Raw genomic sequence first — 25,522 nt, 5'->3', positions numbered from 1 at the left:
CTAAATCGCGATCCTACTTATCAAGCTAGTTCTGAGCGAGAATGTACGGAGAGAAGTGGCGCAGCCTTGCTCGTGCCCTCATAGAGCGATTCTCGATAGAGGTTTCCAGAAGCGACCGAATACGGAGATCGTCGTCCACATACGCTATGGTTACGACTTCGTTCGTCGATGGTAGACTAAACGACAGAGTTGGCTGGGAGTGCGCTGGGAAGCTCAGCCCTGACGGTCCGAAGTCGGCGGCGATGGAATAGCCGTCCACACGGGCGGTGATCATCGTCGCGCGTTCCAGCGCTCCCGCAGGAAAGGTCAGTGTGCCGACGCCGAAACTCAGCACTCCGCCGTCGGGCCCGATCACGGCCTGGTATACACCGGCTCCATAAGGCACCCCCACCCGCACCGCTCGCGCCACCTCCCCCACTCGCAACCCGTCCACCCGGAGCTCGGCCCCCACCGGGCTCGTGTCACCGCACCCCGCCGCGACCACCATCCAGCCAGCCAACACCACGCCCCGCCCTACGGAGAACACTCCTGCCCGAACGTTCATGGCTCGCTCCCGGGGGTGAGCCCCCCTGAATAGAATGTCCTGCGGATCTGGCGGCGTGACGCCGCCGCGGCGAAGCACCTGCCATCCCGCCTGGTCCGGCACGCGCGCCGGGCCACTCCGGGCCAGGTATGTCGAATATGGAGAGATCGGGGGCGGAGGTCGCCCGCGAAATGGGAAATCGGAAGGTGTCTCGCCTACATTGAATGCAAAAAGAACGACTGTCAACCCTTTTGAAGGTCGACAGTCGTTCCGCCGCTGCAGATGGGTCGGCGCTCAGCGCGCGGAGCCGCTCCGTCGCGTCAATACCCGATAATTGTGGTTCCAGGTGGCGAGGATCCCGCCGCCGCCGGAGAGCAGCAGGAAGAAGCCCACCAGGAAATACCCGTTCGCCGCCCCCGCCCGATCCAGCCCCGCCCACTTCGCCGAGACCACGAATGACCACGCGGCCAGCAGGAGCAGCAGGGCCCCGATGCCGAACCCGATCGCCGCGGATACCGTCCTGCCCATGTCGTCTTGCTCCTCTTGCGGTGTGTACGGCCGCTGCGGGGGCAGCGCCCGCTCCGGTTTCTGCATCTCCGGCTTGCTCGCCAGGATCTTCACGTACTCATCGTAGCGAGCCGCCACGCTCCGGTAAGTCGGATTGTCCCGCTTCATGGTTGCTACTGGTGACTCAACGCGAAGACGTAGGCGGCGAGCTGCCGAACCTGCTCGTCGTTGAAGTTGCCACCCCCGCGCGGCGGCATCGGCGCCGGCGCCTCGATCGGGTTGGGCACTCCGCTCTGGATGATCTGCACGATCTCCTCATAGCCGCCGGAGATGTGCAGCCAGGTCCCGTCGTTCAGAGCCGGGGCGGCCGGGGTGCCCGCGCCCCCCGCCCCGTGGCACGCGGCGCAGACGGTGCCGAACTGCTGCGCCCCCGCCTCCACCATCTCCTGCGTGACCCCGGCCGGAGCACCTTCCCCCAGCTGGGGGACCTGGGACGCTCCACCTCCCACCCCTGCTACCAGCGGCGGCGGCTCCGGAGTCGCGGGCTCGGGCAACGCCTCCCTCTCCCGGTAGGCGACCTTTTCGTAGCCTCCGTCCGGGATCAACCAGCAGGCACCCAAGACTGCCGCCACCGCCACGACCCCTACAAGCCGCGTCACAGCGCCGCGGAATCGCATCCTCTGCTCCTTGCCCATGCGGTCACAACCTTAGCCAGTTATCGCTTCGCCCCCGCGTCACGCTCCGCTGCGCGGAACACCGGGATCGAAGCCCTCCAAAAGAAGGCATTTCAGGTCGCTCCGCAAGAATCCGCCTCAGGCGGCGGTCGGATCCTCCCCCGCGAGGGCAAGGCTCGCGGCCATCTTCAGCCGGTGGACCATGGCATTGAGGCCTACCTCCCGCGTCCCAAGACCGAGCTTGTCCATCACCAATCGCACGAAGTCCGAGGGGATCGCCAGAACGGTCTCGGGCGGCTCGCCATTGACCGCTTCGAAGATCATCGCCAACAGTGCCCGGATGGTGGGCGCCCCCTGTGGAACATCCGCGTAGAAGTACATCTTCCCGTCCTTCAGCTCCGGGAAGATGGCAACCGGGGTCTGACACTCGTGTACCCGATACTTTTCGAGGTCGAGCACTTGGAACCGGTCCGGCAGCGGCGGCAGCCGGTTCGAGTACTGTACCAGCGCCTGCCGCACCAGGTCAGGGCTGAGCGTGGCGAAACGATTCAGGATCTTGCGGATTGCGGGCGGCACCTGCGAGGCCTCGGTGGCCATTCCATCTCCTCGCGGCTACGAGTTGCTTCGTGCGACTCTGTCCCCATACGCACCGAAGGCGCCCCGGTTCCGATGCGGTGACCCGTTCATCCGCCGCAACTGCACCGCCGAGCCCTCTGCATGCATGGCTCTCCCGCTGGCCAATCGCGCCAGCCGCGGCAGCTCAGCGGCCGTAGATCCTTCGGCTGCGCCACCCCTGCCCACCTCCCTACGACTCGTGGGCCTTACCACTTGCGCACACCACTCGCCCTTACCGCACACGCCTTTACCGCCCCGCCCTGCGTCACGACTGGCCGCTCGGCAGCTGGGGGATGTCCAGCCCCAGCTCCTGGTTGAGGGTGTCGATCAGCGCGTTGGCCAGCACCCGGTGCGCCTCGGCCGAGGGGTGGATCCCATCGAAGGAGATGAACCGCCCGAAGCCTACCCGGGGATCCGGATTTGGGCAGGTGGTCAGGATTGCGGTCCGGATCTCGTCCGGAGTGCGTGCCGTCGCCAGCCCCTGACACTTTCGCAGCAGCGAGGGGTCGGCGAGCGCCGGCGTGAGCAGCGAGCTCACGTCGAAGTAGATCCAACCGTTGTCCTCGGCGGCCTGGGCCAGGAGGGTGTTGTACTCGGTCACGGCCGCCGTGATCTGCGCCTGCTCCGCGGGTGGCAGAACGAAGGGCGCGTCATCCTGGCAGCTGATCTCCGGCACGGTCGCATCGAAGAGGATGGTATAGGAGATCAGGTTGGCCGCCAGGGGGTTCGGCTGCCCGAGCGCGGTGACCGGTGCGCAGTCGTTGCTCACCGGCTTCGGCAGCAGTGGAGCGGTGGCGGGGTCCTGCTTCACCGCCCAGAAGAATAGCCCCGGCTGAAGGGCCGGCATCACGTTCGAGTTGATCGCGCCGATCACCAGCACCGCCTGCGCGTTGGTGGAGTTCACCGCGGCTACCAGCTCGTCCAGGCTCTCCTGGAAGGATGAGACCGGCGTCAGTAGCGAGGCGTCTCCGTCGAGCGCCGCCCCCAGGGCGTCGCCGCTGCCGAGCATGATCGAGACGAAGGTCGGATCGGCATCGACCATCGCCTGTGCCTGCGATCGGCCACCGAGTATGAAGGTCTGCAGCCGATTGAAGGTGTCGGCGGCGTCGGAGTTGGCGGTGTGGTCCACGGCGTCCAGGAGGTTGGCGCCGGGCACGGCCAGGTTGTTCACCAGGTCGGGTGTAGGGGAGGCGCGGAAGAAGCAGACCGCCTGGCCCAGCGGGGTCCCCGCGATGGTGGTGGTGCTGAACGGCCCATTCATCGGGGGTGGGCACCCCGGCCTCGTGAGCAGCGGCAGGTTGAAGCGGGCCCCGGCCTGCTGGGCCAGGAGGAACGGATAGGCCTCCCTCTGCGTGCTGTCGTTGATGCCGAGCGATTGGAAGCCCGCGGTGATCGAGTTCCCCAGCGCGACGTAGCGTGCGAACAGCTCACCCCCGACCGGCTCCCGGTCGGGAAGGATAATCCCCTCATCCGCCGCGCACCCCCCGATCAGCGTGGCCCCGACCAGGGCGACGGCGGAGGCCCTCCACTTCCTGACGCTCATCTTCCTCTCTCCTCTGATGCGGCTCGAGCCTTCGAGCGGTCGGATGTGATCGCCTGTGCCTCAGCGGTCGCCGCCGAAGCTATACGACACGGATGCGCTGAAGGCGTGAGCGTCGTTCGAGTAGACGCCCACGTTCACGTCACCCGCGTTCTGCTCCAGTGTGCGGCTCCGGACCCGCCCCCGTCGGTCGGCCTGAACGATCGCCTGGTAAGCGAGGTCCACCCGCAGGCCCCGACCGAGGTCGTAGCCAAGTCCTGCCGTGTAGTAGTTGCGGTCGGCCTCGGGGAGGAACGGAGAGACGGACGCCGCCTTCTCGGCGGCGGTGTTGAAGCGCCACCCGGCCCGCAGGTCCAAATCCTCGGCCGCTGCGTACTCGGCCCCGACCAGAAAGGTGTGGGTGTTCCGGTAATCCAGGACCAGCTCGGTATCGGGGCCTCCCTCGGCAAAGTCGATTTCGGCGACGTCGAAGCTCTCCCAGCCGGTGAACTGGTAGTCGGCGAGCAGCTTGAGCGTCTCGGTGGGGGAGACGGCCAAGCCCACCACCACCTGGTACGGAAGCTCCAGAGTGGTGCCGATGTCGCGGGGAGCGAGGGCCCCCTCGCCCGAGAACTGGCCCTGCAGCAGCGCGTCGAGCGGCGTCCCGCCGGGAACGCCGAAGGGGTTGCCGGCGCCGAGAGTCAGGCCGGTGGGAACCGGCTCGAAGCGGGCGTCTCCGTCGTAGTCGATCTCCGCGGAGTGCAGGTACCGCACGCCGGCGGAAAGGAAATCGCTGAAGCGCAGGATCGCGCCCACGTTGAAGGTCGCCCCCGTGCCGTCTCCGGCCAGACGCGCGTCCGCGAAGTCGGTACTGCGCGGAACGCCAAAATTCCCGAAGCGCGCGGGCGTGTTCGTCCCGGGGATCGTGACCGGCTGTCCCGTGGACGGATCCGGTACGATCTGCTCGGAGAGGTCGAGCCGCTGGTTCAACTCGATGGAGCCGAGCACGACGTCCACGCCGCCGCCCACGGTCAGCCAGTCGGCCAGAGCATACGAGAGGGTCGGCTGCAGGTAGATGTTGCGCAGTGATGTGTCGTAGCTGACGAATCGCCCCTCGAACTCGAGAGGCCAATCGATCCCCAGACCGTACGGCGCGAAGACGCCGAATCCAGCCGCCAAGCGATCAGTGATGCGGTGATTGAGGAAGCCGAACGGAACGAACGAGGTGGTCGCGTCCCGCTCGACCCGCTCGCCCGTGAAGTCGTAGGTGAAATCCGAGGCGGTAATGATCGCCGTCACCCCGGCGCTGATCACGCTCTGCTGGCCCGCGAGGGCGGCGGGATTGAAGAGCACCGCCGAGCCGTCGTGGCAGGGAGAGGCCACGCCGGCGCTGACCATCGAGGTCGCGCAGGCCCCATGCTGCATCACGTTCGAGCCCTGCGCCCGGAGTGGCTGCGCGCCGCCAAGCGCCAGCAACAAGCTCACCCCCGCACAGGTCAGACGACGAGTCATGCTGGATCTCCTCCGAGAACTTGCGATCGTTTGCCGCGCCGCCATCGGACCGGAGTGCGCGGCCGGGGTCGCGGAAAGCCGCGTCCCGGCGGGAATTTCGACAGCATAAGCCGCGCCGCAACAACGGTCAAGCAAACTGAGGCCGAATGATTTTTCGAAATTTAGTGAGTGGCACTCAGTGCGCGCACGAGCGGAAGGAGCGGCCCGGCTTGCATGATCTGCTCTAGAGACGTCGCTATCTATGAGGGAAGGGAATGCCGGCGGGGCGCCTCCTGCCGCCCCGTCTGGCAACTGCGCGAGGGGAGATCAACCGCGCGTGTGGGATCCGCCGATGATGGGAGAACGGGATGGGCGGACGGCGGGAGGACGTCGGGAGTGCGCGGTGCTCGGGGGCGAGGGGGCTCCGGCCATGGATGGTCGGCGGCGCGGGTGGCGTTCAATACGAGGGCGGGAGCGCCCGGCGGCGCCCGCCTTCCGAGCACAAGGCATTCCGCCCGCGTCGGCGCGGCAGACATCAGCGTAGGCCGAGAGAAAGCAGCGTCTTATGACTGAAAGGCCGGGGTTCGGTGGGCACTCGAAGTGGATCTGCCCGGGGCAGACTGTTCCCCATGGTAACACGCCGGGGAGCGTCGGATCCGGGCGTATGCCAGGCCGACGCCTTGCGGCTCAGAGCTCGAGGAGGGTCTTGACGTCGGCGAGGAATTCGTCGCGCGGGGCCTCGGGGCGCAGAAGGACGCGGATCATGCCGTCGCGGTCGATGCCGAAGACGGCTGAGGTATGGGTGAGCAGGCCCGAGTGGCCCTCATGGCCTCCTTCGGCGTGGATGCCATAGGCGCTCAGCAGCTGTTGGATCTCCGCTTCGCTCCCCGTCAACCCCGTCAGATACGGCGCGTAGCGCTCTACATATCTGGCCAGGATCTCGGGCGTATCCCGTGCGGGATCGACTGTGACCAGGAGAACGCTCACCTCCTCCGGGCCCGCTCCGGCCTGCCGCAGGGCGTCGCGCAACAGGGACAGGGTCATCGGACAGACGTCCGGGCAGTGGGTGTACCCGAAGAAGAGGAGGACCGGCTTCCCGCGCAGATCGGAAAGGCTCGTCGTCCCGCCGGTATGATCCGTCAGCGTGAAGTCCCGCGCCGGTGCAGGCGGTTCGTACGTTGTCGCATGGAAAGAGGGCGACCCCGCGACCAGTGTCGCGGCGGCGATTGCCAGGGCCAGCAGCAGGGCAACGGCCACCGCGGCCAGTACCCGTGGCACCGCTTTCGAGCGCACTTCTGGAGCGGCCTTCGACACAGCTTGCATGCATACACTCCGTCGACGAGTTTGGGCCGCGCAGGCCCAGAGACAACCGATCAAGCTAATCGGGTGGGGATGAGGGCGTCCAGCGGTCGTGGAGGGCGCGTCGGCGAACCTCGCCGCCCGGTTGTGCGCTTCAATGGAGCGGGAGCGAACGGATGGAAAGCGAGCAGCTGGAAAGGATCATCAGCGAGGCCTACCGGGATCGGGAGCGCGCCGCGGACGCCGCGGTACGGCAGGCGGTGGAGGAGGTGATTGCGCGCCTGGACCGGGGTGAGCTCAGGGTCGCCGAGAAGCGCGACGGGGAGTGGAGGGTCAACGCCTGGGTGAAGGAGGCGATCCTGCTCTACTTCGGGCAGAGGCCGCTCAGCCCCGTGGCCGCCGGAGACCTTGCCTTCTACGACAAGGTGCCCACCAAGACCAACCTGGAAGCGCAGGGCATCCGTGTCGTGCCGCCGGGGGTGGCTCGCTACGGCTCCTTCCTGGAGCCCGGCTGCGTGCTGATGCCCGGCTACGTGAACATCGGTGCCTATGTCGGCTCCGGGACCATGGTGGACACCTGGGCGACCGTGGGGTCATGCGCGCAGATCGGGCGGGGCGTGCACCTTTCCGGCGGCGTCGGCATCGGGGGGGTCCTGGAGCCGCCCAGTGCCTCACCGGTCATCATCGAGGACGGTGCCTTCATCGGCTCGCGCTGCATCGTGGTCGAGGGGGTGGTGGTCGAGGAAGAGGCGGTCCTCGGGGCGAACGTGGTGCTCACCGCCTCGACGCCGATCATCGACGTGACCGGCCCCGAGCCCGTTGTCACCCGAGGGAGGATCCCGGCGCGCTCGGTGGTGATTCCGGGCACGCAGCCGAAGCGCTTCCCGGCCGGCGAGTTCCACGTCCCCTGCGCTCTGGTGATCGGCCAGCGGAAGGAATCCACTGACCGAAAGACGTCGCTAAACGACGTCCTGCGTACGTTCAACGTGCAGGTGTGAGCGTAACCGTGGCCGACTCGAACATCCGGGAGGAGCTGGCTCGACGGACGCTGGAGCTCTGCGCGATCCCCAGCGAGACCGGCAACGAGCGGGAAATCGCCGACCACATCGAGGGACTCTGCGTGGCCGTCGCGGGCGCCGGCGCCACGCAGCGGATCGGCAACTCGGTGGTCTGCATGCCGGAGGGCTTCGGCGCCGATCTGCCTGCGGTCGCCCTGGTCGGGCACACGGACACGGTGCGGTGCGCCGCGGATCAGCCGCTGGAGATCCGCGACGACCGGGTCTACGGTTGTGGCGCCAGCGACATGAAGGCCGGTGTGGCGACCATGCTGGCTCTGCTCGAGCGCCATCGCGAGTTCGCCGGTGCACGCCCGATCTGGATCTTCTACGATCGGGAAGAGGGTCCCCACGAGGAGAACGGGCTGGGACCGGTGCTCGAGAGCGGCGTCCTGCCCCCGCTGGACCTGGCGTTCGTGCTGGAGCCCACGGACCGGGCGATCCAGATGGGGTGCATGGGCACTCTCCACGCCATCGTCACCGTGCGGGGTCGTCGGGCGCATAGTGCACGGCCGTGGCAGGGCGAAAATGCCCTCTACAACGCTCTACCTCTCCTGGAGCGGCTGCGCGCCCGCGACCGGCGCGAGGTGAAGGTCGGGTCGCTCACCTTCTACGAAGTGATCGTCCCCACCCAGGTCTGGACCGAGAACTCGAAGAACGTCGTTCCGGACCGGGTGATGATCAACGTCAACGTGCGTTTCGCGCCGGGGAAGAGTATTGCGGAGGCGGAAGCGGACCTGCTGGCGGCGGTCGGGCAGGATGGCGAGGTGACCTTTATCGACCGCGCGCCGTCCGGCGCTGTCTACCTGGACCACCCGCTGGTGGAGCCCTGGAGAAGGCGCCTCGGCATCGACGTGGCCTGCAAGCAGGCGTGGACCGACGTCGCCCGCTTCACCGAGCGGGGCATTCCCGCGGTGAACTTTGGCCCCGGCGAAACCGCGCAGGCCCACCAGGCACGGGAGTGGTGCTCCATCGACTCGCTTGAATTCGTGTACGGGGCTCTGCGCGAGTTCTTCCGCTGAGTGCCAGATGCCCCGCTAGAGGCCGAAGGTCAGGGCACCGTATCGGGCGGTGCGGCCGTCGGCGCGGCCGCCGCGGCATCCCGGCGGCGGAGCAGGGGGCTCAGCACGTGCCGGGGCGGCTGCCACTCAGGGGCGACCCAGCCGGAGCGCTCCAGCGGCGACGGTGAGCCGTCGGCGGGGCGCAGCGCGGGCAGGAAGAGGTCGTACTTCGAGCCGGGGTTCCAGAGTGCCCAGCTTGCCAGGCCGGAGTCGTACACTGCCTGGATCTGTGCTCGCAGGTGGTGGGGACCGTAGCGGAGGTCGTCGAGCCAGTCGGCGCTCATCGCCTGCAGCCAGGGAATGATCTCGGCGGTCTTCTCTCCTTGTTGCCGCAACGCTTCCGTCCTCTCGACCGCATCCTGCAGCGCGGCGCGCACGACCTCGTACGGGTGGGCATTGGGGGCCTGGAAGCCGTACATTCCCTGATAGTAGTGCGACGGATAGACCATCGGCAGGAGTGCATCCGACACCCGAACAAGCTTCTCCCAGTTCTGTCCGATCCCCACGTCGCCCTCCATGTAGGTCACCATCCCGAAGACGTCGGCCGCGATGGGGACCTGATACCTGCTCAGCTTCTCGCGGGAGTAGGCGATGAAGTCGCGAATGTTGTCCTCGCGGCTGACCTCGCCGGCACCGGGATAGACCATGTTCGTCCGCTGGGCAGCGGTCACATCGGGAAAACGCACGTAGTCCCACTGGATCTCACCGAAGCCCATGTCCAACGCCTCCGCCGCGATCGCGATGTTGTAATCCCACACCCTGCGGTCGTACGGGTTCACCCAGGGCCTGCCGTCGCTGTCCAGCCAGATCTGCCCGTTGAGATTCCGGATCGCCAGCTCGGGACGAGCCTCCGCCAGCATGCGGTCCTTGAAGACCACGATGCGCGCGATGGAGTAGATGCCATGGGCTTGCAGTGTATCGAGCAGCGCGGGAAGCCAGCGGGAGGCGGGCCGCTGGTCCGCTCCGATCTCGCGGGCGAGCGGGATCGCAGTCGAGTCGTAGACCAGATAGGTGTCGGATTCCTTTACGTCGATGACAAAAGCGTTGATCTCGGTTTCTTCCGCGATCCGGATCAGCTCCCGCATTCGCGAGCGAGATCCCGCCGCCCAGCCGTTCACGTAGAGCGCCCGGATCGTGTCCGGGCGCTCTACGCGGGAGGCGAACCCTGTTTTCGGAAGCTCCGCGCTGTCCGCGCTTGCGGATGCCGATGCGCCGACGGCTTCCGGCGCGGCCGCGGAAGCGGGGGCGAGCCGCCCATCACCCGACTCGCACCCCCAGAGGGCCAGAAGGAGCGCAGGAGCCAGGAAAAAGCGGTGTAGGGCGTGGATCATTTCGCTGGAAAGCGCGGGTAGCGTCCCCGTAGGCGCGCCAGACAAGGGATTGGACCACGGTACCGGAGTTGTCGGCACCGCTGGCAGAGACGGCATACGGAGCGTACAGACACACGGAGCATACAAAATAGAAGAGCCCGGCCTCCGGATGGAGACCGGGCTCAAAACCTCCTGATTTACGACGCTTACAGCCCCGACGTATCGGTCGCCGCGGTGTCCATCGCCGCGCCCGTGTCAGCGCCGGCGGTATCCGTAGCGCCCGGCATCGGCATCGTGTCCTCGGTCATCGGCTCCTCAGGGAGCGGGGGCGCGGGCGTCGTCTCCTCGAGCGTCGGATCGTCGAACTGCACATCCTCCTGCTCCGACGCACACGCGGCCGCGGTGCCGATGAGGCCGGCGATCGCGAGGGCGGCAAAGAAGCGATTCTTCAGCATTTGATTCTCCCCAATTCGGGTTACCGTGCGTGTCGGGCGTCGTCGCCCGCCAGCGGAGCGCTCGGTGGTTTTTGCGTTTGGCGCTCGCTTCGATCGGGGCCCTCTTAAGGCAACCGGTATGCCACGATCAGAGCTTCCGCCCCAGGTGGCGTAATTCCGCGCCACGTCTTAGTTTTCGTGCTGTCGCGCAGGGCTCGACCGGCGCCACGGATCGATTTTTTCGGCCCGTGAGTGTTCAGTGAGCACCTGTCGCCCGTTCAGTGAACAGTTCGCCTTCGCCGCCGGGCAGCTCCGGCTGGCGCTGTGCGAAGTTCCCCCCGGGATCGATGCGCGGTCTCTCGGTTCGAACCAAGATCTTTCTGCTCTTTGCGGGGGCGTCGCTGCTCACCGTCATTCCCGCACTGGTGATGATCGGGCGTGCCGTGGAGAACCGGGTGTACGAGCGGGCGACCGAAGAGCTGATGAACGCCATCGACGCTCTCGGTACGTACTGGGAGCGGCAGAACGATGCTCTCCAGGAGAGCGCGCGTCGGATCGCCCGTGAACCGGAGGTGGAGGAGCTCCTCGGCGAGGGCGACAGTGCCGCACTGGAGTCCGTCCTGCTGCGCCAGATCTCGCCGGGCAGGAGCGTGCTTGCTGCGGACACGGCGGGGAGACCTCTGGTGGGGCCGATGCTGGATTCGGCGACCATCTCCGCGGGGGGGACGGTGGTGGTGCTCAGTGATCGCGATTCCGCGGCACTGAACGTCGCAGTGTGGCCGGTGTTCCTGGAGCCGCCACCACGCCCCGAGGGAGACACGCTCCCAGACACCCTTGCGCTGGACAGCGTGCGCGTGGGGATCATCGGCGTGGGAACCCGCCTGGACGAGCGGACCATCGGCGACATGAAGGTGATCACCGGCGGCGAGGTGGCTCTCGTGGCGGGGGATTCGCTGGTCGGGACCACCCTGCCGGACAGCATCGCCCGGTCGCTGGAGGACCTCGATCTGGCGGGACTGGTCCGCGGCGGACCGATCTTCGGTCCGCCGATCGCCTCGCTGCCGTACCTGATTGGCGTCAGCCCGCTCCTCTCGCCGGACGGCGAGGTGGGAATCCTGCTCTTCCGCTCGGTCGCGGAGGAGCTGCAGATCGTCCGGGGAATCCGTCAATCGATGGTGGGGATCGGGTTGTTCGCCCTGTTGCTCTCACTGCTGCTCGCCCTGGTGGTGGCGCGCATCGTGGCGAGACCCGCACAGGTGCTCGCCGCGGCCGCCACGGACGTTGCGCAGGGAAACTTCCAGACCCCTCTACCACGGGCCTCCGGCGACGAGATCGGCCAGCTCACGCGGGCCTTCGCCGAGATGCGCTCCGCCATCGCCGAGCGTGAGGCGCGGTTGCGCTCCGCCCAGGCGGAGCTCATCCATCGCGAGAAGCTGGCGGCGATGGGCCGGCTGGTCGCGCAGCTCTCCCACGAGATCAACAATCCCATCTACAATATCCAGAACTGCCTCGAGGTCCTGGATCGACGGGGAGATCCGACCGATCCGAACCGCGAGTTCCTGGAGCTGGCGCGCGAGGAGCTGGATCGTATGGCGGTGCTCACACGGCAGCTGCTGGACCAGAGCCGGCCGTTGGCGGACGCGGCGCGTCCTCTGCAGCTCAACCACCTCGTCCAGCGTGTCGCTACGCTCGCCCGGGATCAGCTGGAGAAGAACGGCGTAGACCTACGCATGAGCCTCGATCCCGAGCTACCGACCGTGGTTGCGCATCCGGACGCGATTCAGCAGGTGCTCGCGAACCTGGTGGACAACGCCATCGACGCAATGCCGAATGGCGGCACCCTCTACCTGAGAACCCGCGGTGGTCCTGAAGCCGTAGAGGTCGAAGTCGAAGATACGGGAGCCGGCATCTCGGAAGCGGACCTGCCGCATATCTTCGAGGCGTTCTTCACCACCAAGCCTGAGGTGCGGGGGATCGGGCTGGGGTTGTTCGTTTCGGAAGGAATCATCCGTGGCCACCGCGGCAGGCTCACGGTGGAGAGCGAGGTTGGTAAGGGGAGCCGCTTCATCGTGCAGCTTCCCCGCGAGACGCTGGACTCATCCCTGTCAAGCGCGGATGCGCAGGCGTCGCGTTCCGCGGCCGGGGTTTGACGTAAACCATCCAGGGTTGGAATGGCCTCCGACGAGACGATCGCACGCATTCTGATCATCGATGATGACCGCGCCTTCCGGGTCGGCACCCGAGCTCTCCTCATGGACGAGGGCTACCAGGTGGATGCCGCGGCCAGCGGGGACGAGGGGATCGCCCGGCTGCAGAGCGAGCGGTATCAGCTCGTTCTCCTCGATCTGAAGATGGAGGGTCGCAGCGGTCTCTCCGTGCTCGAGGAGATTCGGCGGTCGGGCTACACGGTGCCGGTGCTGATGCTCACTGGCTACGCCACGGTGGATTCTGCGGTGCAGGCACTGAAGCTCGGCGCCGACGACTACCTCACCAAGCCGTGCGACAACGAGCTGCTGCGGTCGAAGATCCGGCACATCATCGCCTCGCGTGCGCCGGTCCGGGGGATCGGCTCGGATCGGATGATCGCCTCGGGCCCGGAGATGAAGGAGGTGCTGCAGGCCATCGCCCGGGTCGCACCCACCTCGTCCACGGTGCTCCTGCGAGGGGCCACGGGTACGGGCAAGGAGCTGGCTGCCCGGGCGATTCACGAGGCCAGCCCGCGGCGGGGTCGCCCCTTCGTGGCGGTGAACTGCTCTGCCCTCGCCGAGGGGATGCTGGAGTCCGAGCTCTTCGGTCATGCCCGAGGGGCGTTCACCGGCGCCGTAGCCGAGCGTAAAGGCCTGTTCGAGGAGGCGAACGGCGGCACGATCTTCCTCGACGAGATCGGCGACGTGAGCCAGGCGATGCAGGCCAAGCTCCTGCGCGTGTTGCAGGAGCGAGAGGTCACCCGGGTGGGCACCGTCCGACCTATTCCGGTGGACGTGCGGGTGATCGCGGCGACCCACCACGACCTGGAAGCGATGGTGGAGGACGGGCGCTTTCGCGCCGATCTTTACTTCCGGCTGAAGGTCTTCCAGATCCGCATTCCGGACCTGAAGGATCGTAAGGGGGACATCCCTGCCCTGGTGTCGGCTGCGGTTTCAGCCTGGAACAAGCGCGTGGGTGACGCCGAGCGCCAGATCGCCGGGGTGTCCGACGAGACGCTGGAGGTGCTGCAAGCGTACGACTGGCCGGGCAATGTTCGCGAGCTGATGGCCGCTATCGAGCACGCCTGCATCGTGTGCGACGGTAACCGAATCCTGCCCTGCCACCTGCCGCCCGAGATCCTCGAGCGACCGGAAGAGCAGCCCGAGGAGCCGAAAGAGGAAGCGTCCCGGCGCTACCAGGCCCCGGACCCGGCGGCGGAGCGCGCGGCCATCCAGCAGGCGCTGGAGGAGGCCGAAGGAAATCGCACCCGGGCCGCCGCCGCGCTCGGAATGGGTCGCACCACGCTCTGGCAGAAGCTGAAGGCATACGGACTCGAGCACATCTGACCCCGCCGCTGTCCCTCCTCCCGGCGCGCTGGCTGTCCACTAGAGGGGACGGACCGCGCGCCGCGTCTCTGCATGATCGCTTCTAAGTAGTTGATAATGAAGTGCTTATTGGTGCCGGTGGGAAAGGCACGTGGGATGCCTTCCCATCGGTTGAGGATTCTCTCGTTCCGTCTACGTATCGCAGGAGTTCCCATGACCGCCTTTCATTCCCCGCGCCTGGTCCTGCTGGCGCTAACCATCGGCACTCTTGGACTGGGAGCCTGCTCGCAGCACGTGGTTCGAGTTGCACCGGAGCAGGCCATCGATCTGTCCGGTCGCTGGAACGACGTGGACAGCCGCCTGGTCGCGGAGGCGCTGATCGAGCAGAGCTTCAACACCCCCGGGGGCCAGAGCTGGGTCAGCCGCTACATGCAGAGCCACGGGGGCGACCGCCCGAGGGTGATCGTGGGGACGGTGCGGAACCGCAGCATGGAGCACATCCCCGTCAGCACCTTCGTACGGGATCTGGAGCGAGCATACATCAACAGTGGCCAGGTGCTGGTCGTCTCGAGCCGGGGGGAGCGAGACGAGATCCGCGACGAGCGGGAGGACCAGCAGGAGTTCGCCTCGGCGGACACGCGCTCACGTCTGCGCATGGAGACGGGTGCCGACTACATGCTCCAGGGCGAGATCCAGTCGATCGAAGACCGTGAAGACGGAAAGGCGGTCGTCTTCTACCAGGTGGACGTGACGCTCACCGATCTCGAGAGCAACGAGAAGGTCTGGGTGGGCCAGCACAAGATCAAGAAGTTCATCGATCGGCCGCGCTTCAGTCTGTAAGCCATCACCACCTCGGGAGGTTCCATGAACAGCTGGAAGATCGCTGCGGTGACGGCTCTGGTCTCGGCCGCGGCGTCGTGCGGGCCCCATATCCGTCCGCTCGAAAAGACCATCGACAACGGAGAGGTGTTGCGTCCCCGCGCCGACGAGATCGTGGAGCAGGCGCGGGTGGAGGGGGAGATGGAGCGTGAGCGGCTCGCGAGCCAGCGGGCGGCCTCGGAGGGGACCGCGCTGGCGAGCTGCACTCCGGAGATCTGCGACGCGATCTCCCGTGGCGAGCTGGCAATCGGGATGACGGAGGCGGAGGTGCTCGCCGCGACCCGAACGACGCCCCAGGCGTGGAATGTTCGCGGCTCCGGCGGGATGCTGACGATGAGCTCGAAGGAGGGGGCTCGAGGTGTAAGCGATGCCGTCGCGCGGGTGGCTTTCGTCACACTGCAGAATGGTCGGGTCTCCAGCTACACCTACAGGGAACCCAGCGGCTTTCGCACGGTGACCGACCCGGCACAGGCGACGCTCGCCGGACGGGCGGCGGCGCGCGCCGATGCGCTGCTCGAGGAGGGTGACGAGTACGCGGCCGCCGGTCGGCTGGACCTGGCGCTGGAGCGCTACGATCAGGCGGACATCCTCCGGCCCAACCACCCGGAGACGACCCTGCGCATCGCCACCACGCTCGACAAGTCGCTGCGCCCGATCGAGGCGATCATGCGCTATCAGCTCTTCATCCACCAGCTGGAGCTGGAGAAGATCAACGCGCGCGGCGAGGCGGCGGCGAAGATCGCGGAGGCGATCGCGCGGGCGCACGAGCGGATTCTGGTCATCGAGAACCGGTGAGCCCTGTCGCCAGCGTACCGACCTCGTCTGGAGCAGGCCCCGAAATCTGCAGTAGCGGTGGCACGCTCTCGTCTTCCCGGCCCACCTCTCGAGGGGTGGCCGGAAGGGGAGGCGTGCCTCTTCCTTTCCGGTACGGGCCCGGAGGGACGCCTCTTGAGGCGCACCGAGCCATAACGCGACGAGCGGCGCCGCCGGCGGCGGGCGCGGGACTCCAGCCCGATCGCAGGGATCTTAGGTCAACACTTCGGTCGCGTGTGAATGTCCCCAGGTGTCGGGTGCGCTCGCGACCGGGTGCGATGGTGCGGCGGCGCGGCGGGTGGACGGTGATGGCGGTCGCCCTGCTCATGGCCGGCTGTGGAGCGAGGAACCCGCTTCCCACCATGCCCGCATGGGAGAGCTTGCCTGCGGGATCGCCGCTGAGAAGCCACACGCTGCGCCCGGAAGACGCGTGGTTGCGCCATTACCTCATGTTCGGGGAACGCGAGAAAGCGGTGGCGGCTTTCGAGAGAGGCTCGCCTCTCGCCCCGAGCGACCGACTGCTGAGGGCGCTGCAGCAGGCGGTGATGTTCCACGAGATGGGCGAGTATGCCCGAAGCAACGAGCTGCTCGCGTGGGCCGAGGTGGAAGCGGAGCTCCGCTACACTCGCAGCCTCACCCGCGAGGCAGCCTCGCTGTTGATCAACGACCGGGTTCTGGCGTACACGCCTCCGGCGGGGGAGCTGGCGATGATCCCCTATTACGGGATGCTCAACCATCTCGCGCTGCGGAACCTCGACGGCGCCGCCGTCGAGGCGCGGAAAGCGGTCGCGCTGCTGGAGCGACTGGATCATGAGCCGGTGGAGGAGTGCAATCGGAACGGGATGATCCAGTACGTGGCGGGGCTCGTGCAGGAGGCGGCAGGCGATACCAACGATGCGGTGGTCTCTCTGCGCCAGGCGGAGCGCTCGCTGCGAGAATGCGAGGGCTCGCCCGGTCGCCCCGCGGCCACAGTGGCGGAGGACCTGTATCGTCTCGCGCGGGCGACGGGCCTGGTTGAGGTCGCCGACAGCGTGGCCGAGCGCTATAGCTTGGATACCGACGCGCGAGATCCAGGCTCCGCCGGTCTCGGCGAGCTGCTGGTGATCGTGGAACAGGGTTTCGTCGCCCACCGCACCCAGGACGCGCTGCACATCCCCATTCCGGATGATGACCTCGAGCACCTGGATGACGAGGACGGCGCCGCACGGCTGGCCGCGCGGATCAGCAGGGAGCTGCTGCTCGGGCAGGATCCTCGGTGGAGGCACCACCGCTGGCGCTACGGGAGGTCCGCCTGGGCCGACGCCCTCGACGGAGCCTATATCCTGCGGCTGGCCTGGCCGACCTACCGACTGGAAGCGAACCGCCCGCGGGAGGTCAGGGTGGGGGTGAACGAGGTGCTGGCGCAGCCGGTGCCTTTCGGCAACCTCTCGGTGGTGATGCGAGAGGAGCTGGCCGACGAGCGTCCCGAGATGTTGACCCGGTTGCTGCTGCGCGGCCTTACCAAATATCTGATTACTCGGGAGGTGGAGGAGAAAGTCGAGGAGAAGCACGGGGAGACGGCCGGATTCATCCTCGGCCGGATCGCGAACATCGCCGGGAACCAGCTCGAGCAGGCGGACACTCGCAGCTGGTCGCTACTCCCGGATCGCATCTCGCTGCTCCGATTGCGCCTGCCGGCGGGAACGCATGAGATCAGGCTCGAGACGATCGGGGAGAGCGGCGAGTCGCGCGTGCGGAGCCTCGGGACCATCACCCTTCAGCCGGGCGGACTGCTAGTTCTCTGCGAGCGGGTCTTCTCGCGCGACGGTGAGGCGCAGTGGAATGACGAGTTCGATCCGGTGGACGGATGGCTGAGACAGGAGGTCGAAGGGGACTCCATCCCCGGGTCGCTCACCGCGGACACCCTCTCGGCGGGAGGTGACGAAAACGCCCCCGGTACCTGAATTGGAATCGGGGGCGTTTCGATTTGCCGTGCAGCACGCGGCCAGGCTACATCCCGCTCCAGGGAGTGAACAGCCAGATCATCAGGATGGGCGTAAGAGGAATCATGAGGATCCCGACGACCCAGTAGATGATCTCCGCGTAACTGTAATCGTCCTCGGGGTCGCGGAGGGCCTCTTCCTGAATATCGATGTCTGCCATAACTCGAAGGGTCGGGCGACCCGCGGTCGCGCGTTGAGTCTCGATCGCGGGCTATGATACAACGGCCGCGCCGGGATGTCCAGTCGGAGAGTCACCTCGCTCGAGGCCTCGTACGAAGGTCGCGGCGAGCTCGGCTGCCAGCGGAGTCAGCGGCCGGACGCGGTCCCCGAGTAGCCAGTTGAGCTCCACCTCCTCCAGTGCGCCCACCAACATCCTCCGGACCAGCGGAATGTTCAGGTCCCCCCGCAGCTCCCCGCGTGACACCCCGGTTTGCAGGAGCCGCTCCACCGCGTTCGCGTAAGTGCGGAGCACCTCGCGCACGGAACCGCCGTAGAACTTGGTCGACTGCCGCGACTCGAAGAGCAGAACGGACGCCAGCGAAGGATTCTGCTCGATCCGCACGAACTGGCTGGCGATGAAGTCGGTGAGACGGTCGAGAAACGGTCGCGGGTCGTTCAGCAGGCGCTCGACCGACGCCGAGAACTCCTGCACCGTCTCACGAAACGCCGTGAGCAACAGCTCGTCCTTGCTGTCGAAATAGAGGTAGATGGTCCCTTCCGCGACTCCGGCGCGTGCCGCGATGTCCTTTGTCCGGGCGGAGGCGAACCCCTGCTCCGCGAAGCACTCGATCGCCGCCTGCAGGATCGTCCGGCGCCGGGCCTCGCGCTCGGCGCTCAACGGTGGCTCTTGCATGGGGTCTGGCGCCGTCAGAACCCGGGAAGGAAGTTGAATGCCCACTTCCATCCATCGTCGAGCGCGAAGGCGCGCAGGTAGTTGATCTCCACCACCAGGTAGCCGAAGAAGTTCACGCGGGCTCCCGCCCCCGCGCTGGTCATGATTCCTCGCGCGCCCGGCTCCTCCGGAACGCCGCGCTGCAGGCTCGGACGCGTGTCCTGATTCCAGGCGGTGCCCGCGTCGAAGAAGCCGAAACCCTCGATCGGGGGCAGAGCCATCACCGATCCCAACAGGAGCCGCTTCACCAGCGGGAACCGGATCTCCGCCTTGGCCACCGCGACGCGGCTGCCGAAGAGCTGCGGGAAGACGGTGCACGCGTCCGCGTCCGACTGTCGCCTCTTGCAGTCCGAATACACGTCGTAATAGCCGCGCACGTACCAGGGTTGGCCCAGGTACTGGTCGTAGAAGATCCGCTGTCCATCGATCACCCCGTCCGAGTCCTGCCCGTACTTGCCCGTATGAAGCAGTTGCACGGCGAGAGTGAACGGTTGCACGAACAAGTAGCGGCGGTAGTCCGCCAGGGCCTGCACCATCTGCAGGTCTCCGACCATGGGAGTGATCTGCAGCCGGTACCGCTGGCCAGCGAACGGCGACGTATAGTTGAACACGGCGTTGTCGTAGACCAGCGCGATCGACATCTGCGCCATGTTTAGGGCGAACCCGTCCTCCTCGAAGTAGCGATCCGCGCGTGGCCGATACGTCTGTGGATCGAGCAGCAGGCGGTAGACCTGGGCGTCGGTCGCGATCCGCCTGACCCCTGCGCTGAACTCGATTCTCTGCGCGGTGCTGAACGGGTACTGGGCGTATCCCTGCAGCGCGGTATCGAACTGCCGCACGCGCACGATGTCCTGGGTCGGTACCACCGCACCGTCGAGGCTGTCCGTCCCCACGGCGTAGAAGCCGAAGATGTAGGGAAGGCGCTGCGCCTGCCCACCGTAGTTCCACCGCTCGCGTCGGTTCAGGTACTGTGTGGCGAAGCCGATCTCATCGACCCGTCCCTGCGCCTGCACCATTCCGAACAGGGTGTGTCGGCCGAGCACGTCGCTGAAGATGCCGGCCACCCCCCCATACATGCCGCTGCCGAAGGGACCGCCGACGGACACGCCGAGCTGCGGCTGACCGAGATAGTCGAGACCCAGGCGGGGCTTGTAGGAGGTCTCCGTGAACCGCGCCTGCCGCTCGGCGTTCGGGAGGCCGTAGGTGGCGTCGGCGAGGTAGGAGGAAACGCGGTTGAAGGTCGCTTCGTCCGAGCGCGGCGACGGAGGAAGGAGAGCGGCGTTGAAGGCAGCGAACTTCTCCAGGGAATCCGGGGCCGAGGGCACCTTCACCCCCGCCAGCGCGTCCCAGCCGTCCAGCGCATAGATGTTGTAGCCGCCGTTCTCGTAAACCGTGAAGAGCAGCTTATCTCGCTCCCGCGCGCCGGTCAGGGCCGGGCTCACGTCGATGATACCGCTGATTCCGGTGAAGAAGTTCGTCAGGCGGTAAACATCGCCTCCCTCCAGGTCCACCCGGTACAGGTTGGGGATACCGCCCCGGTTCGAGATGAAGAAGAGGCTCCTCCCGTCTTTCGACCAGACCGGGTTGATGTTCTTCGCGCCGGCCATCCCCGGCACGGGGGTGGTAGTGCGGGTCTCCACATCGAGCAAGGCTATGTGGTACGGACCGTAGCGCAGCGTGCCGAAGTCCGTGGAAGGGCCCTTCTCGGTTACGAAGGCGATGGTGCTTCCGTCCGGCGAATAGGCGGGGTGGAGCTGTGCGTACGGATCGTCGGTGAGCTGCGCGGTGCTGCCCGCCTCCAGGTCGATCAGATAGAGATCGCTGATCCCGCCTTTGAGACCGCTGAAGGCGATCGTGCGGCCATCGGGAGACCAGGTCGGGTTGGAGATCTCACCGACTCCGGGAACCGCGAACTCCCGCACCTTCCTGGCGTTCCTCGTATCCACAATGACCAGTACGTCGCGCCCCTCTTTGAGGGCGCTGAAGGCGAAGTAGCGGCTATCGGGCGACCAGGTGCCGGCGGAGTTGATGTAGCGGAGGCTGCCGTAATGCGAGTCGAGCGCAGTGCTCTTCTGAAGCGTGCGGATCACCCGACCGGTGGATGCGTCGGCCAGGTGGAGCTCCGCATCGATGAAGTCCAGGTCGGAGATGAAGGCGACGAATCGGCCGTCGGGGGAAAGGGACGGCGCCACGTTGAGCCTGCCCCCGACGCGGTTGGAGGTGATGAGCGGATGCGCCATCTCCCGCGCCTCGCGCAGGTCGGCGATCATCGGCAGGTAGGTGCGGCGGATCGAGGAGACCCAGTCGTCCGAAAGCTGGCGCATACTGATGCGAAGCACTCGCTCGAAGGCTTCCTCATAGGGCAGCCCCTGGCCCGCCAGCTTCAGGATCTGTCCGATGGTGGCGTCCCCCCAGCGCCCCCCGATATACGCCCACAGAGCCTGACCCCAGCGATACGGGAAGACGGTGGGGTCATAGGTCATCCGCTCGATGTCGGGGATATCTCCGCGAAGTGCGGCGTCCCGCACCCACATGGCGGTATGCGGGTCGATGGGCCCGACCGATAGGTACTCCGCCATCCCCTCTGTGAACCAGAGGGGAACCTGGTAGCGTCGGGCCGCCGCCTCGAGGCCGCCCCCCGCGCGGCCCAATCCGGAGATGTCATATTGAAAAGCGTGCACCAGCTCGTGCCCAAGCACGTGATCGGTCTCCTCCAACGAGTAGCTGAAGGGCAGCACGACACGTTGCTTGAAGACCTCCGTGAACCCTCCAGTGCCCTCGCTGACGAAGTCCATCAGCGTGTTGGTTTGCTGGAAGTCCGGGTGGCTGGCGTAGAGGATGAGCGGCTGCCGTTGCTCGAACTCATGATCGAGCAGCCGCGAGAGTCGCGCGTACCAGCGCTCCGCCATCCGCGCCGCCTCGCGGGTGGCCTCCTCCTCCTCGGGATAGTAGTAGACGTCGAAGTTGGGCGTATGCAGCACGCGGAAGTCGAACTTCCGGTACTGCACCTTGTTCCGTCCGAAGTATTGGGCGGAGAGGGAGGAAGGGAGGAGGAATGCAGCAAGCGCGATGGTCAGCGCTGTGCGGACCTTCGGTCGAAGCATGACGCGCAGGCTCCTTCCGGAACAGCAGGGGGAGACAGAAGCTAGGAGCTAGAAGCTAGGAGCTAGAATTCTCTTGTTCCAGGGTGTCGATGCGGCCCTCGGGGCTTGGCGGCGCCTCGAGATCGAGGGACGCTCACCTGCTGCGGCCTCACCCGGTAGCCGCGTCCGCACATTCTGGCTTCTAGCTCCCAGCTTCTAACTTCTCGCCGTTCAGAATCCCGGCTGGAAGGCGAACTGCCAGTGCCATCCGCGCTCTGCGTCGAGCGGCTTCACGTAGTCGACCTCCAATACCGCAAAGCCCAGCAGGTTGACGCGCGCGCCGAAGCCAGCGCTGGTCAGTATCCCTCGCTCGTCGGCGTCGAGATCGGTGCCGCGCTGGAAGACGGGCGTCGTCTCCCGGTCCCAGGCCACGCCCGCATCGTAGAAGGCGATGCCCTCAATGGGCGGGAAGCCGACGGGGCCGATCACGAGCGCCCGGATGAGCGGGAAGCGGAGCTCCGCGTTCACCACCGCCAGCCGTGTTCCGAGCATGCTCTGGTAGATCCGGCAGGCGTCGAGGCTCTGGTTCTGACAGTCGCTGTAGGCGCTGTAGTAGCCGCGCATGAAGTACGGATTCCCGAGCCAGCTCCGCCCTCCGAGGATCTCGTCGTCGGGGCCGTAGCGCCCGAAATGCAGGCCGCGAATGGCGAAGGTGAACGGCCGCAGGAAGAAGTAGCGCCGGTAGTCGACCAGCCCCTGCACGAAGTCCAGCTGCCCGACCACGGGAGTAACTTCGACTCTGTATCGCTGGCCCGCGAAGGGAGAAGTGTACCCGAAGAGTGCGTTGTCGTAGACGAGCGCTACCGACGCCTGGGCCATGTTGAAGCCCAGGCTGAAATCTTCGTCCTTGAAGCGCTCCAGCGACTGCCCCTGGAAACCGACCAGCCGGCCACCGTTGAACAGACCGGTGCCATGGATGCGGTCGACGACCACGTCGCGGGAGATGCGGCGCACTCCGAGCGAGGTCTCCAGTCGCCAGGACGGCGAGAAGGGGTACTGCGCCAGCCCCATCAGGCTGGTATCGAAGAAACGGACGCGCAGGAGGTCCAGATTCGTCGGCGCGGTTCCCGACACCGGGCACTGGCCTTCGCAGCCGACGTCCTGTCCCAGCAGGATGTAGGGGATCCGCTGCGCGCCACCGCCCCAATTCCACCGGCTTCGCTGATTCAGGTAGATCGTCTGGAAGCCGAGCTCGTCGTACTGCCCCTGGGCCTGGACCGCGGCCATCACTGTGTGGTGGCCCAGCAGGTCGCTGAAAATCCCGGAGACCGCGCCGTAGAGCCCGCCCTGACCGGCATAGCCACCCACCGCCACACCGACCTGGGGCTGGCCAAGGTAGTCGAGGGTCAGGCGCGGACGGTAGGAGTCGATCTCCCACTGCCGGGCCGACGCCGGGCTGGGAAGACCGCTGGTGACGTCGGCGATGGCCGTTGCGACGCGGGTAAACGGACCCTGTTGAGGCCGCGGGACGGGCGGGAGCTGCGCCGGCAGCGGCGGGCCGGCGGCGAGCTGCTCCGGATACTCCACCAGCGTCCCAGCGAGCTCGTCCCCGCTGAGAGCGTAGATGTTGTAATTGCCCTCCTCATACGCCGTGAAGAGCAGCCGGTCGACGTTGCGCGCCACCGTGAGCACGGGGCTCGTCTCGGTGATGCCGCTGACCCCGCCGAACAGCTCCGTGAGCTGGTAGAGTTGCTGGCTGGCCAGATCGACCCGGAAGATGTTCGGGATGCCGGTCCGGTTCGAGATGAAGTAGATACTGGATCCGTCGCGGCTCCACTGCGGGTTCACGTTGGAGCCAACATCCATCAACGGCAGGTCCCGCTTCTGACCCGTGGCGACGTCCAACAGCCGGATCCGGTAGGGGCTGTAGGTCAGCTGCTCGAGGTCGGTCCCCGGTCCTTCGTCGGTGACGTAAGCGATCTGGGTCCCGTCCGGCGAGAACGCCGGATGGAGGTTGGCGTAGAGATCGTCGGTGAGCTTGCGAGTCTGCCCGGTCTCGACGTCATAGGCGTACAGATCGGATACGCCGCCGGTGAGCCCGGAGAAGACGATCGTACGGCCGTCGGGCGACCAGCTGGGCGTGCTGATCTCGCTCACATCGTCAACGCGGACCTCCTCGATCACTCTCGCGCGCTCGACATCCATCAGCACGAGCACGTCGCTGCCCGCCTTGAGCGCGCTGAAAGCGAAGCGCCGGCTGTCAGGCGCCCACGCCCCCGCCGAGCTGATGTACCGCAGGCTCTGGAAGTGCGAGTCGAAGGCGGCGCCCTTCTGCAGGCGACGGATCACCTCCCCCGTCCGCGCGTCGGCGAGGTACAGCTCCGCGTCGATGAAGTTCAGCTCGGAGATGAAGGCCACGTAGCGACCATCGGGCGAGATCGACGGCCCCACGTTCAGCCTGCCTCCCTCGTCGCCCTCCGTGATCAGGGGACGCGCCGCCTCCCGAGCCTCCGCGTGCTCCGGGAGCATCGGGAGATAGGAGCGACGGATAGCGACGTGCCAGTCCTCGATCAGGTCATCCAGATCGATGCGGAGGATCCGCTCGAAGGCCTGCGGATAGGCGACCCCTTGCCCGACCAGCCGCAGGATCTGTCCGATGGTGGGGTCACCCCATCGCCCGCCCACATAAGCCCAGAGCGCCTGGCCCCAGCGGTAGGGGAAGAACTGCGGGTCGTTGTTGAGCTGGTCGTGGTCAGGAAGGTTCCCGGTGAGCACCGCGTCGCGCAGCCACATCGCGGTGAGCGGATCGACGGGGCCAACCGAGAGGTACTCCGCCATCCCTTCCGTGAACCACAGCGGCGCGCCCCCGAAAGCGCGTGCTCCGGCTCCCAGAGAGCCACGAAAGCGTCCCAGGCCGGAGATGTCATACTGGAAGGCGTGGACCAGCTCGTGGCCCATCACGTGGTCGGTCTCCTGATAGGAGCCCGCCAGCGGCATGATGACGCGCTGCTTGAGCGCCTCCGTCACGCCGCCCGTCCCTTCACCGATGGAACCGGAGAGCGTGGTGGTCTGCTGGAAGGCGGGATGGCTGCCATAGAGCACCACCGGCTGCCGGAGCTCGAATTCGTGGTCGAAGATCGTCGACAGCCTGCTGTACCACCGCTCCGCCATGCGCGCTGCGTCACGCGCCGCTACCTCTTCTTCAGGATAGAAGTAGACGTCGAAATGCGGCGTTCGCATCACCTGGAAATCGAAGGTCTCGTACTGGACCTTGTTCCTTCCGAAGTACTGCGCGGACAGAAGCGGCGGTGCGAGCGCGCCGGCGCTGACGGCTCCCAGAAGGAGCATGAGCACCCTGGCGCGATGCCTATATGTCTCCATGAAATTGATCTCCTCTGGAGCCCACAGTGGATACGAAACCCCCGACCGGCCGGAGGGGCCGGAACGGGGGGCATTTCGTCGGGAATGGTGGGACCACACCGCGGGGGGCCGGCCGCTCTCTCAGGCGAAAGCCGTCTCGCCCGCAGGCCCGAACTCCCACGGCGAGGAGTCCGGGGCGACCACGCCCGGCGTGGACCGAGCGCCCACCGGGTTGCTCTCGATCACCGAGGAGTCCTCGCCCCCGAAGAGCTCGACGATGGCCCAGACCAGCAGCGCTATGAGTAACAGAAGAACGATCCAGCGCCAGACGTTGGGACGTTTCCGCTCTACCCTTAGTTCCGCCACCACTCCCTCCTGGTGATCAATGCGGGTTGGCGACCCGGTCGAAGATTATGCGGCCTCCGAGGTCGCGCCAGAGCGCATCTATCCTTTACAGGAGCGGGTTTGCAAGGATCAAGCCCCGGTGAGGGTCCGGTCAGGCCCGGTGCAGAC

The 25,522-nt window shown here is 66.7% G+C and carries 21 protein-coding genes; 7 read left to right on the top strand and 14 right to left on the bottom strand.

Features of this window, described 5'->3' with window-relative positions:
* Positions 1 to 25: 25 nt before the first annotated feature.
* The 7 genes from VF167_10335 to VF167_10305 form a co-directional block, all read right to left on the bottom strand.
* Positions 26 to 544: a hypothetical protein gene (locus VF167_10335; protein ID HEX6925823.1), complete on the bottom strand. Its 519-nt coding sequence runs from the start codon at positions 542 to 544 to the stop codon at positions 26 to 28.
* A gap of 273 nt (positions 545 to 817) precedes the next feature.
* Complete coding sequence (locus VF167_10330; protein ID HEX6925822.1) at positions 818 to 1,198, bottom strand: hypothetical protein; 381 nt, start codon at positions 1,196 to 1,198, stop codon at positions 818 to 820.
* A 5-nt stretch (positions 1,199 to 1,203) separates the two neighbouring features.
* Positions 1,204 to 1,707, bottom strand: a complete 504-nt coding sequence (locus VF167_10325; GenBank protein ID HEX6925821.1) for a c-type cytochrome — start codon at positions 1,705 to 1,707, stop codon at positions 1,204 to 1,206.
* A 135-nt stretch (positions 1,708 to 1,842) separates the two neighbouring features.
* Positions 1,843 to 2,301: a SufE family protein gene (locus VF167_10320; protein ID HEX6925820.1), complete on the bottom strand. Its 459-nt coding sequence runs from the start codon at positions 2,299 to 2,301 to the stop codon at positions 1,843 to 1,845.
* 283 nt (positions 2,302 to 2,584) lie between these two features.
* Positions 2,585 to 3,862: an SGNH/GDSL hydrolase family protein gene (locus tag VF167_10315; protein HEX6925819.1), complete on the bottom strand. Its 1,278-nt coding sequence runs from the start codon at positions 3,860 to 3,862 to the stop codon at positions 2,585 to 2,587.
* A 60-nt stretch (positions 3,863 to 3,922) separates the two neighbouring features.
* Positions 3,923 to 5,350: an outer membrane protein transport protein gene (locus VF167_10310; GenBank protein HEX6925818.1), complete on the bottom strand. Its 1,428-nt coding sequence runs from the start codon at positions 5,348 to 5,350 to the stop codon at positions 3,923 to 3,925.
* Between the two features lie 666 nt (positions 5,351 to 6,016).
* Positions 6,017 to 6,652, bottom strand: coding sequence for an SCO family protein (locus VF167_10305; GenBank protein HEX6925817.1), 636 nt, complete (start codon positions 6,650 to 6,652; stop codon positions 6,017 to 6,019).
* Between the two features lie 152 nt (positions 6,653 to 6,804).
* On the opposite strand from VF167_10305, the gene VF167_10300 reads away from it, so the two are divergent.
* Both VF167_10300 and dapE read left to right on the top strand, forming a co-directional pair.
* The gene (locus tag VF167_10300; protein ID HEX6925816.1) at positions 6,805 to 7,626 is read left to right on the top strand and encodes a 2,3,4,5-tetrahydropyridine-2,6-dicarboxylate N-succinyltransferase; all 822 of its coding nucleotides are present in this window, start codon (positions 6,805 to 6,807) and stop codon (positions 7,624 to 7,626) included.
* Positions 7,623 to 8,705, top strand: coding sequence for a succinyl-diaminopimelate desuccinylase (gene dapE, locus VF167_10295; protein ID HEX6925815.1), 1,083 nt, complete (start codon positions 7,623 to 7,625; stop codon positions 8,703 to 8,705). Before VF167_10300 ends, dapE begins: the two co-directional genes overlap by 4 nt.
* Positions 8,706 to 8,734: 29 nt before the next feature.
* Here the strand turns inward: dapE and VF167_10290 are convergent, their stop codons facing one another.
* Together VF167_10290 and VF167_10285 are read right to left on the bottom strand one after the other, a co-directional pair.
* On the bottom strand, positions 8,735 to 10,075 hold the full coding sequence (locus VF167_10290; GenBank protein HEX6925814.1) for a putative glycoside hydrolase: 1,341 nt from the start codon (positions 10,073 to 10,075) through the stop codon (positions 8,735 to 8,737).
* A 185-nt stretch (positions 10,076 to 10,260) separates the two neighbouring features.
* Positions 10,261 to 10,509: a hypothetical protein gene (locus VF167_10285; protein ID HEX6925813.1), complete on the bottom strand. Its 249-nt coding sequence runs from the start codon at positions 10,507 to 10,509 to the stop codon at positions 10,261 to 10,263.
* Between the two features lie 326 nt (positions 10,510 to 10,835).
* Here VF167_10285 and VF167_10280 point away from each other — a divergent pair, with 326 nt between their 5' ends.
* From VF167_10280 to VF167_10260, 5 genes are all read left to right on the top strand, one after another.
* Complete coding sequence (locus VF167_10280) at positions 10,836 to 12,638, top strand: ATP-binding protein (GenBank protein HEX6925812.1); 1,803 nt, start codon at positions 10,836 to 10,838, stop codon at positions 12,636 to 12,638.
* Positions 12,639 to 12,659: 21 nt separating this feature from the next.
* Positions 12,660 to 14,021: a sigma-54 dependent transcriptional regulator gene (locus tag VF167_10275; protein ID HEX6925811.1), complete on the top strand. Its 1,362-nt coding sequence runs from the start codon at positions 12,660 to 12,662 to the stop codon at positions 14,019 to 14,021.
* 192 nt (positions 14,022 to 14,213) lie between these two features.
* On the top strand, positions 14,214 to 14,840 hold the full coding sequence (locus VF167_10270) for a penicillin-binding protein activator LpoB (protein ID HEX6925810.1): 627 nt from the start codon (positions 14,214 to 14,216) through the stop codon (positions 14,838 to 14,840).
* A gap of 24 nt (positions 14,841 to 14,864) precedes the next feature.
* A complete protein-coding gene (locus VF167_10265) occupies positions 14,865 to 15,674 on the top strand; it encodes a hypothetical protein (protein HEX6925809.1) in 810 nt (269 codons plus the stop codon).
* A 275-nt stretch (positions 15,675 to 15,949) separates the two neighbouring features.
* Positions 15,950 to 17,635: a hypothetical protein gene (locus tag VF167_10260; protein HEX6925808.1), complete on the top strand. Its 1,686-nt coding sequence runs from the start codon at positions 15,950 to 15,952 to the stop codon at positions 17,633 to 17,635.
* Positions 17,636 to 17,681: 46 nt separating this feature from the next.
* Here VF167_10260 and VF167_10255 read toward each other — a convergent pair whose 3' ends face one another.
* The 5 genes from VF167_10255 to VF167_10235 all read right to left on the bottom strand — a co-directional run bounded on the left by VF167_10255 (position 17,682) and on the right by VF167_10235 (position 25,375).
* Positions 17,682 to 17,834, bottom strand: a complete 153-nt coding sequence (locus VF167_10255) for a hypothetical protein (GenBank protein ID HEX6925807.1) — start codon at positions 17,832 to 17,834, stop codon at positions 17,682 to 17,684.
* 51 nt (positions 17,835 to 17,885) lie between these two features.
* Complete coding sequence (locus tag VF167_10250) at positions 17,886 to 18,527, bottom strand: TetR/AcrR family transcriptional regulator (GenBank protein HEX6925806.1); 642 nt, start codon at positions 18,525 to 18,527, stop codon at positions 17,886 to 17,888.
* A 14-nt stretch (positions 18,528 to 18,541) separates the two neighbouring features.
* Complete coding sequence (locus VF167_10245) at positions 18,542 to 21,670, bottom strand: BamA/TamA family outer membrane protein (GenBank protein HEX6925805.1); 3,129 nt, start codon at positions 21,668 to 21,670, stop codon at positions 18,542 to 18,544.
* A gap of 210 nt (positions 21,671 to 21,880) precedes the next feature.
* Positions 21,881 to 25,030 carry a hypothetical protein gene (locus VF167_10240; GenBank protein ID HEX6925804.1) on the bottom strand — a complete coding sequence of 1,050 codons (3,150 nt, stop codon included), beginning with the start codon at positions 25,028 to 25,030 and terminating at the stop codon, positions 21,881 to 21,883.
* 120 nt (positions 25,031 to 25,150) lie between these two features.
* Entirely contained in the window at positions 25,151 to 25,375 is a 225-nt protein-coding gene (locus tag VF167_10235; GenBank protein ID HEX6925803.1) for a hypothetical protein, read from the bottom strand.
* Positions 25,376 to 25,522: the final 147 nt, after the last annotated feature.

The organism is Longimicrobiaceae bacterium, assembly GCA_036375715.1.
Taxonomy (GTDB): domain Bacteria; phylum Gemmatimonadota; class Gemmatimonadetes; order Longimicrobiales; family Longimicrobiaceae; genus DASVBS01.
This window is presented reverse-complemented; position numbering and strand designations above follow the sequence as displayed.